Origin of the sequence: Epilithonimonas hominis (genome assembly GCF_003730015.1) — a bacterium.
In the GTDB taxonomy this organism is placed as follows: Bacteria; Bacteroidota; Bacteroidia; order Flavobacteriales; family Weeksellaceae; genus Epilithonimonas; species Epilithonimonas hominis.
On sequence record NZ_RJTU01000075.1, the window covers coordinates 1 to 10,493 of the forward strand.

The 10,493-nt window shown below is 33.5% G+C and carries 11 protein-coding genes and 1 pseudogene; 10 read left to right on the top strand and 2 right to left on the bottom strand.

Annotated elements, in window-relative coordinates; translation table 11 throughout:
* The 9 genes from EGH73_RS11995 to tsaB all read left to right on the top strand — a co-directional run.
* The coding region (locus tag EGH73_RS11995) for a hypothetical protein (RefSeq protein ID WP_221177750.1) at positions 1–405 on the top strand (405 nt) is incomplete at its 5' end.
* Positions 406–514: 109 nt separating this feature from the next.
* Positions 515–1,873, top strand: a complete 1,359-nt coding sequence (locus EGH73_RS12000; protein ID WP_123282042.1) for an acyl-CoA dehydrogenase family protein — start codon at positions 515–517, stop codon at positions 1,871–1,873.
* A gap of 120 nt (positions 1,874–1,993) precedes the next feature.
* Complete coding sequence (msrB, locus tag EGH73_RS12005; protein WP_245985520.1) at positions 1,994–2,437, top strand: peptide-methionine (R)-S-oxide reductase MsrB; 444 nt, start codon at positions 1,994–1,996, stop codon at positions 2,435–2,437.
* 70 nt (positions 2,438–2,507) lie between these two features.
* Entirely contained in the window at positions 2,508–3,260 is a 753-nt protein-coding gene (locus EGH73_RS12010) for an SDR family NAD(P)-dependent oxidoreductase (RefSeq protein WP_123282044.1), read from the top strand.
* Positions 3,260–3,691, top strand: coding sequence for a nuclear transport factor 2 family protein (locus tag EGH73_RS12015; protein ID WP_123282045.1), 432 nt, complete (start codon positions 3,260–3,262; stop codon positions 3,689–3,691). Before EGH73_RS12010 ends, EGH73_RS12015 begins: the two co-directional genes overlap by 1 nt.
* A 62-nt stretch (positions 3,692–3,753) precedes the next feature.
* Positions 3,754–4,764, top strand: coding sequence for a DNA cytosine methyltransferase (locus EGH73_RS12020; RefSeq protein ID WP_123282046.1), 1,011 nt, complete (start codon positions 3,754–3,756; stop codon positions 4,762–4,764).
* On the top strand, positions 4,745–5,755 hold the full coding sequence (locus tag EGH73_RS12025; protein WP_123282047.1) for a DNA adenine methylase: 1,011 nt from the start codon (positions 4,745–4,747) through the stop codon (positions 5,753–5,755). The genes EGH73_RS12020 and EGH73_RS12025 overlap by 20 nt, the downstream gene beginning before the upstream one ends.
* Before the next feature lie 18 nt (positions 5,756–5,773).
* The gene (locus EGH73_RS12030; protein WP_123282048.1) at positions 5,774–6,910 is read left to right on the top strand and encodes an HNH endonuclease; all 1,137 of its coding nucleotides are present in this window, start codon (positions 5,774–5,776) and stop codon (positions 6,908–6,910) included.
* Positions 6,855–7,541, top strand: a complete 687-nt coding sequence (tsaB, locus tag EGH73_RS12035; RefSeq protein ID WP_123282049.1) for a tRNA (adenosine(37)-N6)-threonylcarbamoyltransferase complex dimerization subunit type 1 TsaB — start codon at positions 6,855–6,857, stop codon at positions 7,539–7,541. Before EGH73_RS12030 ends, tsaB begins: the two co-directional genes overlap by 56 nt.
* Here tsaB and EGH73_RS12040 read toward each other — a convergent pair.
* Positions 7,542–8,741 (bottom strand): annotated as a pseudogene (locus EGH73_RS12040) (PQQ-dependent sugar dehydrogenase). It lies immediately after the preceding gene.
* A gap of 110 nt (positions 8,742–8,851) precedes the next feature.
* Between EGH73_RS12040 and EGH73_RS12045 the strand changes: the two are divergent.
* Positions 8,852–10,063, top strand: coding sequence for a glycosyltransferase (locus EGH73_RS12045; protein ID WP_123282050.1), 1,212 nt, complete (start codon positions 8,852–8,854; stop codon positions 10,061–10,063).
* A 30-nt stretch (positions 10,064–10,093) separates the two neighbouring features.
* Here the strand turns inward: EGH73_RS12045 and EGH73_RS12050 are convergent, their stop codons facing one another.
* The gene (locus tag EGH73_RS12050; RefSeq protein WP_089769973.1) at positions 10,094–10,306 is read right to left on the bottom strand and encodes a hypothetical protein; all 213 of its coding nucleotides are present in this window, start codon (positions 10,304–10,306) and stop codon (positions 10,094–10,096) included.
* Between the last annotated feature and the right edge of the window lie 187 nt (positions 10,307–10,493).

A 10,493-nucleotide genomic window follows, 5' to 3' on the forward strand; every position in this document is an offset into this window, starting at 1 on the left:
TTTTATCGGACAACAATGATAAAAGATATTAATATTGTTTATAGTGAAGGTTTATACATAAGAACAAATGATATGTTTAGACCGCCAAAAGATGCTTATCTTTATTTAAAAGAAAAAATTGAAAGTAACAAAGGAAAATTTATTGAGCAAAGATTTGACAAATTTTTATGTGAAATAATTATCTCTCCACAAAAAATATATAAAGGCTCCTTGAATCAAAGAAAGGTATATACATCAAGATTCCTTATACAAGAGAATGTTATATTAGAGATTTTATGGAGAGTGCCATTATTAAGAAGAGATGTAGAATATTTAGTAAACAAAAATCAATCTTATTTTACCAATGACGAAAAGCGGTTCTATGGTAGTAAAATAATTAAAGATATAAGGGCTATCAAATTGTAATCTAATATGTTAAGTTCGCAAATTTATGTTTGCGAATTTTTATTTTTGAAGAAAACTAGTAAAAGCTTTTTAGGAATATTCTTTGCATTCTACAAGAAAACAGAAATCTATGAACAGCACTATTTCCAAAATCAAAGGAATTTTTAATCTCCTGAAACATATCGATATAGACCAAATCTCCAAAATCTCCCAAAAAGTTGACCTTCCAAAACTGATGAATCAGTTCTCAAAATTGGACGAAAATCAAATCAAAGGATTGACGAAAATGCTCGATTCGTCTGGTAAGAAAAAAGAATTACCACCTATTAATGGCGACTTTTATGAGCTGCATATGAAACTGACGGATGAGCAGAGAGCAATTCAATTGAAAGTCCGTGAGTTTATGGAAAAAGAAGCAAAACCTTTGGTCAACGATTATTGGCTTCACGACGATTTTCCACACGAACTGATTCCAAAATTCAAAAAACTTAATCTCTGCGGTGTCACTTATGAAGGCTACGGTTGCCCAAATCTACCATTCCTGATGGAAGGCGTCATCGCAATGGAAATTGCACGTGTTGATGCGTCATTGGCAACATTTTTCGGTGTGCAATCCGGATTGTCAATGGGTTCAATTTATATATGCGGTTCCGAAGAACAGAAACAAAAATATCTTCCAGGAATGCAACAATTCGATTTGATTGGCGCATTTGGATTGACTGAGCCAGAAGTTGGTTCCGGCGCTGCTGGCGGACTGACTACAACCTGCAAAAAAGTTGAAGGCGGCTGGATTCTGAATGGACAAAAAAAATGGATTGGTAATGCGACGTTTGCAGATGTCATTATTATTTGGGCAAGAGATTTAGATGATAATCAAGTCAAAGGTTTCATTGTCGAAAAAGGAACGGAAGGTTTTTCGGTTGAAAAAATCAAAGGAAAAATGGCACTCAGAATTGTTCAAAACGGATTAATTACAATGAAAGATTGTTTCGTCGCAGATTCTCAAAAAATGGAACACGCCAACAGTTTCAAAGACACAGCAAAAGTCCTCCAAATGACAAGAGCTGGCGTTGCATGGATGGCAACAGGTTGCGCAAGAGGTGCTTACGAAAGTGCTTTGGATTACACCAGAAAACGTAAACAATTCGGAAAACCAATTGCATCTTTTCAGTTGATTCAAGGACATTTGGTAGAAATGTTATCAAACCTTACAGCAATGCAGACTTTGGTTTTCAGATTGTCCGAAATGCAGGATGCTGATATTTTGAAAGACGAACACGCATCTTTGGCAAAAGTATTTTGTAGCCTCAGAACCCGTGATGTTGTGGCCCAGGCGAGAGAAGTGATGGGTGGAAACGGGATTCTGTTGGAACACGATGTTGCCCGATTTGTCGCCGATGCAGAAGCAATCTATTCTTATGAAGGAACCAAAGAAATCAACTCGTTGATTGTTGGTCGCTCGATTACGGGAATGAGTGCGTTTGTCTAATGAAATTATTAAATTTGCTAAACAATGAAGCTTTATGTTTTTCTAATATTATCTTTTTTTTTGATGCAAAATTGCGCGCAGAAAAAAGTTGATTTAACCAAACCCCAACAACAAAAAACAATGGAAGATAACACACACGCCAACAATCCTTATTACTCAAGAACTGACAAAACCAAACTGAATGTTTCCAACGAAGAATGGAAAAAAATCCTTCCGCCAGAAGTTTACGCCATCGCCCGAGAAGCCAATACAGAATATCCGTTCACAGGGAAGTTTAATGATTTCGATGAAGTCGGTGAATATTACTGCGCGGTCTGCGGGAATCATCTGTTCCGTTCCAGCTCCAAATTTGCGAGCACTTGCGGATGGCCAAGTTTCTTCGAAGCTGATAAAGATGGTGTGATTTATAAACGAGATTCTTCTCACGGAATGGAAAGAATAGAAGTTCTTTGCAAACGCTGCGATTCGCATTTGGGACACGTTTTTAATGATGGTCCGCCACCAACAGGAACTCGATATTGTATGAATTCGGTTAGTCTGGATTTTCAACGAGATAATAAATAAATCAATCCCGAATTATTCGGGATTTTTCTTTTCTATGATGTAATTTTGTATCACTAAATCAAATTTAAAATTGAAAACAATATTCATTACCGGAGCCACTTCCGGAATCGGAAAAGCGACTGCGATTTTATTAGCACAACAAAAAAATAGATTGATTATCTGCGGAAGAAATCAAAACGTTTTGGACGAACTTAGAACCGAATTATCAAAAGAAACCGAGATTTTTAGTTTAAACTTCGATGTTAGAAATTCTGATGAGGTTTTTTCTGCAATTAATTCGCTTCCTGAAAATTGGAAAAATATCGATGTATTGATTAACAACGCCGGAAACGCTCACGGACTTGACCCAATTTCTGATGGAAATGTCGAAGACTGGAACGCCATGATGGATGGAAACGTGAAAGGTCTACTGTATGTTTCTCAGCCAATTATCAAACTGATGAAAGAAAAAAGAAACGGACAAATCATCAATATCAGTTCCGTTGCAGCGAGACAGACTTATGCTAATGGTGTGGTGTATTGTGCATGCAAAAAAGCGGTGGATGTGATTTCCGAAGGAATGAGAATCGAGCTGACAGAATTCGGAATTCGTGTGACGAATATTCAACCTGGAGCTGTAGAAACCGATTTTTCCAAAGTGAGATTCAAAGGTGATGATGAGAGAGCTGCGACTGTCTATGCTGGTTATGAACCTTTAGTTGCCGAAGATATTGCGGATGCAATTGCTTATTGCATCAACGTTCCGGAAAGAATTTCGGTTTCTGATATGACGATTTATCCAAAAGCGCAGGCAGAACCAAGAACAATTTATAGAAATATTTAATGATTAAGTTTTTATCATCGGTATTTTTCTTCTGTTTTATTTTCGGATTTTCTCAGACTTATTCCAAGAAGGAAAAAGCATTGTTAAGTCAAGTTTCAAAGCTGGATTCTTTGATGGAAAATAATGATTCCAAGATTTTAGAATTGTTTTCTGATGATGTTTCTTTTGGACACTCCAACGGCTGGATTCAGAATAAAGATGATTTCAAAAAAGATTTCGAATCCGGAAAAGTAAAATATCAATCTGTAAAACAAACGGAACTGAAAGAATTTAAAATCAAAAATAAATTCGCAAATGTCAGAAGAATCATTGCTGTCAAAGGACTTTATAAAAGTGATGAATTTGAAATGAAATTGTCTGTTCTCGAATTCTGGATTCGACAAAAAGGAATGTGGAAGTTGTGGAGCCGGCAAAGTGTGGGTTTGAAATAAAACCAATGTTATTATAAATTGTAAATTTTTTTTATTATATTTTTGCTGAATATAAATTCTAGATGAATAATATTCCTACATATATTGATTTGTTCTCAGGTGCTGGTGGAATGTCTTTAGGTTTTGATAAAAGTGGATTCAAAAATATATTTTCAGTAGATATAGAATCTAGCTTTTGCGAAACTTATAAAACTAATTTTCCGAATCATCATCTAATTCAAAAAGATATTACTTCTTTGACCGCAGCAGAAATAAAATCATTTACTAGTAATCAAGATATTGATGTCATTATTGGCGGTCCTCCTTGCCAAGGATTTAGTATGGCAGGTAATATTGGCAGAAAATTTATAGAAGATTCTAGAAATCAACTTTTTAAAGAGTTTGCTAGAGTTGTTGAAATAGTTCGTCCCAAGTATTTTGTTATGGAAAATGTTGCAAGACTTTTTACACACAATAAAGGAGAAACAAAAAAAGAGATAATCAAAATTTTCAAAGATTTAGGATATAATATAGATTGTAAAATTGTTAATGCAGCTGATTTTGGAGTTCCACAGTTCCGAAATAGAGTTTTGTTTATAGGAAATAGAATTTCAAATTTTATAAAATTTCCAGAAAAAACTACAGAGAAATATGTCTCAATTAAAGAAGCAATCGATACCTTACCAAAGTTAAACTCTGGCGAAAAATCTGATATCCCTAATCACACAGCGATGAATCACTCTGAACAAATGATTCATAAAATGAGTTTTGTTTCTGATGGTGGTAATAGGAGTGAAATTCCGGAAAATTTGCGACCTAAAAGTGGAGATGTTAGAAAATATGTTAGATACAAAAGTTCCGAGCCTTCATTTTGTGTAACGGGAGATATGAGGAAGGTTTTTCATTATTCACAAAATAGAGCATTAACGGTCAGAGAACTTGCAACAATTCAAACCTTTCCAATGGATTTTGTTTTTAAAGGAACGGTTATATCCCAGCAACAACAAGTAGGTAATTCTGTTCCTCCAATGTTGTCAAAAGAAATTGCTTCGGCAATAAAAATAATGATGAAAAATGATTCAGAAATTTCCTAAAATCAATTTTATTGGCAATAAAGAAAAAATTGCAAAATGGATAACAGATTATTTTCCAAAAGATGCAGAAAGTGTCTTTGATGCATTTTCTGGTGGATGTTCTGTAAGTTATTTTTCAAAGGCTAAAGGGTTAAAAGTAATTTCGAATGATATCTTGAAAATAAATTATTTTATTTCGAAAGCTCTGGTTGAAAACAATGAGGTAAAATTAGATTTCGAGGATATAGATTTGATTTTCTCAGGAATTCCAAAAGAGGGGTTTATGTTTAATAATTATTCTGAAGTTTTCTTTTTTCCCAAAGAGTGCAAAGAGCTAGATTTATATCGTGAAAATATAGATAAACTTAGTTCCGAATACAAAAAAGCATTAGCCTTGATTTTAATGCGGAGAGCAATGATTCGAAAAATGCCATATTCTCGATTTAATATTAATTGGGAAAAAATTGTTGAATTAAGAAATGAAGAATTAAGTTATGAAAAGTATAAAAGAAAAAGAGCTTATCACAATCAATCATTCAAAACTCATTTTTTAGAGAATATAAATGATTATAATCGTGCGGTTTTTGACAATGAGAAGAATAATCTTTCATTGAACGAAGATGTTTTTGATGCAATTGAAAAGTTCCAAGCAGACATTATATACTTAGACCCGCCATACACAGGAACAATGAATAATTATTTCGGTTTCTATGGGATGTTGGACGAATATATCGACGGAAAAAAAATTGAGCCATTTGTAAATAATTTTATTGATAAGAAAACATCAATAGATTTATTCGATAAATTATTCTCTAAGCTAGGAAATTTTAAATATTGGTATTTAAGCTATAATAATTCATCTTATCCCACAAAAGAAATACTTGTTGAGCTTTTGGGAAAGTATTCTGATAATATCAAAATCATAGAAAGGCCGCATATTTATAAAATAACAGGTAAGGAAAACAAAAAATCTAATATCGAATATTTGTTTATTGTAGAAAACAAAAACTAATAACAAAATAAATTGATTATGGCTTTACAGAATTATGAAGATTATTGGAGTTTAACGAATGCTTTTACAGACTATAATGGGAGTAAATTTTTAGGAACACTTAAAATTTGTATAGAATTTATTGATGAATTTAAGGAGATCGAATATAGCGAGGATAAATATTTATCATTACAAGAAAAAGTTCAAAAATTTCTAGGAATCAATCTTATTTCTGTAAGAAAAGCAATAAATCAATTGGTAAAAATGGGATTTATTAACTCTTTTTTACTTTCTTATCCGAAAGAATCTACTGATTATATTAATGCAAGAACAAATAGAAAAAGAAGTACGCTTCTATCAAAAATTATTTATTCTTATTCTAGTTTTAATAAAGCAATCAGCGAAGATTCAAAATTACACCAAATAAATTTTCTAATTAATACTTTAGTTGAAGTTGGTAAACTTTCCCAAGAAGATATTATTGCATTAATGTTAGTTAATATTGAAAACTATGAAAAAGGATATTTGACTAGAGTAGAACTAAATGAATTCGTTTTTACAGCAGATCAAATTAATTTTATTGAAAGAAAATACAATCAAATTGGTTATTTAACAAATTTAATAAGAAAATTGGATGATATTGTTTTTGTAAATAATGAATTGTATTTCACAGAAGATGCTAAACAGATATTTGGAGAAAATTTGGAAGTAATCATTAGAAAGAGAAATCCATATCTACATTTGATTTATAAAAACCAACTTAAAGAAGAAAGCTTCTCAATATACCAACAAGAAAATTGTATGGTAGAAAGATTAGCACATCCTGTTTTAATAGCAAGCCACATCAAGCCATTTTTTACCTCGACTGATGAAGAAGCTTATGACCCCAATAATGGTATTTTACTAAGTCGAAATCTTGATTCTCTTTTTGATTTAGGTTACATAACTTTTGAAGATGATGGCAAAATAATATTCTCTGAAACTGAGAGACTCAATCAAGAACTCAGAGATTTTATTGGAGCCTATTCTCTTGATAGTAGATTTATTAACGAAAAGCGATTAGAATATTTGGAATATCATCGAAACGAAGTTTTTGGAAAAAGATATAAATACGCATATAATGAAAATCCTTCACATAGAAACCTCGTCCAAAAACTGTTCTGTTGCCATTTCTGATGGCGAAAATCTGCTTTGCCTTTGCGAAGAAGTTTCTGATAATTACAAACAATCTGAAAGTCTTCACAGTTTTGTAGAATGGGCTTTGGAAGGCGCAGAAATATCTTTAAAAGATTTGGATGCTGTTTCTTTGGGAAAAGGTCCTGGTTCTTACACAGGTCTTAGGATTGGAGCGGCTTCTGCCAAAGGTTTCTGTTATGGTTTGAAGCTTCCTTTAGTTGCCATTAATTCCTTGGATTCTATGGTTGAGGAATTCGTCAATCAAGGTTTTGATTTAATTATTCCTTTGATTGATGCCAGAAGAATGGAAGTTTATACCGCTGTTTTTGATGGAAAATCCGGCAAAATGATTTCTGAAACCGAAGCCAAAATTCTTGATGAAACTTCTTTTTCAGAATTGATTGATAAGAAAGTTCTCTTCATTGGAGACGGCGCAAAAAAAGCACAAGACATTCTTAATCTTCCAAACGCAGAATTCAAATTTGACATTTATCCATCAGCAAAAGGATTGATTAAGAAATCTATTGAGAAATTTAATTTGAAAGATTTTGAAGATGTGGCTTACTTTGAACCTTTTTATCTAAAAGATTTTCAGGGAATTAAGAAAGCTGATAGAGTTAAGAAACAGTAATTATTTCTTAGAAATTCGGTACAATTTCCCGCTGTCCGTAATCGCATAAAGATTCCCGTCTTTTCCATCATACACATCGCGGAATCTCTCGCCTTGGTCTTCTAATAATCGTTCTTCTCCAACAACTTTATTATTTTCGAGGATGATTCTGTTGATTTTTTCGCCACTTAAACAAGCGATGAAAAGATTATTTTTCCACTCCTCGATATTTCCGGTGTAAAACGTAATTCCACTTGGAGATATTACAGGATCCCAATAATAAACCGGTTGTTCCAAACCGTTTTTTTTGGTGACACCGTTATTAATTTTCTCCCCAGAATATTCGATTCCGTAAGTCATTGTTGGCCAGCCGTAATTTTTTCCAGCTTGGATATAGTTGATTTCATCTCCACCTCTTGGACCCATTTCGGTTTCCCAAAGTTCACCGGTTTCTGGATGAATGGCAATTCCCTGTGGATTTCTGTGTCCCTATGAAAAGATTTCTGGTTGAGTTTTGTTACTTCCAATAAAAGGATTGCCTGCAGCTGGTTTTCCCTCTTTATCGATTTTAATAATTTTTCCTAAATAAGCTTTTAAATCCTGAGCCAACGGTCGCATTTCCAAATCAGACCTTTCGCCTGTGCTCACAAAAAGATTTCCGGTTTTGTCAAAAGTCAGCCGGCTTCCATAATGCAGTCTTCCATCATAAGAAGGTGTTGCTCTGAATATCACTTTGGAATTGATTATTTTATTTCCGTTTAAAACGCCTTTTCCTACTGAAGTCAAATTTCCTTTTTCGTAAGGTTCTGAAAATGACCAGTAGATAGTTTGATTCTTATCAAAATCTGGGTCAATTACAATATCCAAAAGCCCACCTTGTCCGCGGCTGTCCACTTTTGGTAATCCTGTGATCTTGGTAACAGACTTTCCATCTTTAGAAATGAGGTTGATATAGCCTGATTTTTCTGTTATCAGAAAATTGCCATCGGGTAATTGTGCGATTCCCCAAGGTTTACCGAGATTATGATTGATAACATCTACCTTGTATGGAGTTTGTGTTTTGTAACGCATCATTCTGGTCTGTCCTGCAAATGCAGGTTTGTAATCAGAGTTTGGCTTTTCTGTTTCCACCAGAGGACGATTTTTGACAGATTCTTTTTGCTGGCAAGAAACAAATAAGAAGCCGAGACAAAAAGCAACAGAAATAACAGATCTTATCATAACAGAATTTTGTGAATGTATGGAAAAATGATGCCGAAAACTTGTGATTCATCAATGTCTACAAATGAGAGTCATCCCATAATAATATTCAGAATAATTACTTTTGTTCTGTGAAACATTTAGTAATTATCGGGCAGGTGATTCCTGAGCCAAAATCTACCGCTGCTGGAACGCGGATGATGCAACTTATTGGGATTTTTTCTGAAGCAGGTTATAAAATCAGCTTTCTTACTGCTGCTAATAATGTTGAGTTTTCAGAGCAAATCGAGGTTCATCCTATTGAAATCAACCAGGAAAGTTTCGATGATAAAATAAAAATACTTGATCCTGATATTGTGATTTTTGATCGATATGTTACAGAGGAACAATTTGGCTGGCGCGTTTCGGAACATTGCCCGAGAGCGGTAAAAATTCTGGATACGGAAGATTTGCATTTCCTGAGAGAGGCAAGACACAAGGCGTTTAAGGAAAAAAGAGACTTCAATCATAATGATTTGATCAATGGTGTTTTTCTGCGAGAGATAGCTTCAATTCTGCGGTGTGATCTTTCTCTCATTATTTCTGAATTTGAATATGAATTATTAACAAAGACTTTCAGAATAGATGCTGAGATTCTTTTTTATTTGCCTTTCTTGGCTGAAGAGATTGAGAAAAACACGACTTCTTTTCAAAAAAGACAACATTTTGTAAGCATTGGTAATTTTCTTCACGAACCAAACTGGCAGACGGTTCTGAAATTGAAACAAATCTGGAAATATATCCGAAAAAATCTTCCGGAAGCAGAGCTTCATATATATGGAGCATATGCTACAGAAAAAGTTTTTCAGCTTCACAACGAGAAAGAAGGATTTTTGGTTAAAGGACGAGCTGTGTCTGCTGATGAAATTTTCAGAAAGTACAGAGTTTTGCTTGCTCCAATTCCTTTTGGCGCAGGACTGAAAGGAAAATTGTGGGAAAGTATGAAGTTCGGATTGCCTAATGTTACGAGTTCTGTGGGTGCAGAAGCTATGTCTAGAGATCTCCCTTGGAATGGCTTTATAGAGGATTCTGATGAGGAATTTACTAACAAAGCAGTGATTTTATATACCAATGAATCAATCTGGAATCAGGCTAATGAAAATGCAAGCGTAATTTTGGAACAGGTTTATTGTAAGACTGTTCATATTCTACCTTTCTGGACTACATTATATAAAATAACAGATCATATCGATAACCATAGAAATACGCATTTTCTTGGAAAAATTCTACAGCATCATCAATTGAATTCTACCAAATATATGAGTCGGTGGATTGAGGAAAAGAATAAAAATTTGTTATTATAAAAAATAGTTTTTTACCGATAGAATAGGTTATTAATGAACGTATGCAGCTTTATTTTGATAAACATTGATGGTCGCAATTCTGTTTTTACTGTATACGAGTTCTACAGAAAATTGTGAAATCTCGTATAAAACAAATCTAAGCTCATCTTTCACAGTCTCGCTCATTAGATGGCCTTCGTTGAAAATGATATCACACTGAGATTCATTCGGAAGATTTTTAAAATCATAATAAGATATATTCATAGCAACTGAATTATAATTGTTTACGAATGATCAATAGTCAATTTCTTTGCCAAAATTTGTTAAAACTAATGGAGCTAAGTTTTTTATCTGCTGAAATCCTTATTTAGCTTACAAAAAAAGATTAAAACGGTAGAATAATAATAAGGATCAATCTCAAACCTTGGGGTGGAAAATAAAAATGATAACT

Bases quoted from the DNA above. Each gene is read 5' to 3' on its own strand.
- EGH73_RS12000 (WP_123282042.1), top strand. From the start codon at position 515: ATGAACAGCACTATTTCCAAAATCAAAGGAATTTTTAATCTCCTGAAA.
- EGH73_RS12015 (WP_123282045.1), top strand. From the start codon at position 3,260: ATGATTAAGTTTTTATCATCGGTATTTTTCTTCTGTTTTATTTTCGGA.
- tsaB (WP_123282049.1), top strand. From the start codon at position 6,855: ATGAAAATCCTTCACATAGAAACCTCGTCCAAAAACTGTTCTGTTGCC.
- msrB (WP_245985520.1), top strand. From the start codon at position 1,994: ATGGAAGATAACACACACGCCAACAATCCTTATTACTCAAGAACTGAC.
- EGH73_RS12025 (WP_123282047.1), top strand. From the start codon at position 4,745: ATGATTCAGAAATTTCCTAAAATCAATTTTATTGGCAATAAAGAAAAA.
- EGH73_RS12020 (WP_123282046.1), top strand. From the start codon at position 3,754: ATGAATAATATTCCTACATATATTGATTTGTTCTCAGGTGCTGGTGGA.
- EGH73_RS12030 (WP_123282048.1), top strand. From the start codon at position 5,774: ATGGCTTTACAGAATTATGAAGATTATTGGAGTTTAACGAATGCTTTT.
- EGH73_RS12050 (WP_089769973.1), bottom strand. From the start codon at position 10,306: ATGAATATATCTTATTATGATTTTAAAAATCTTCCGAATGAATCTCAG.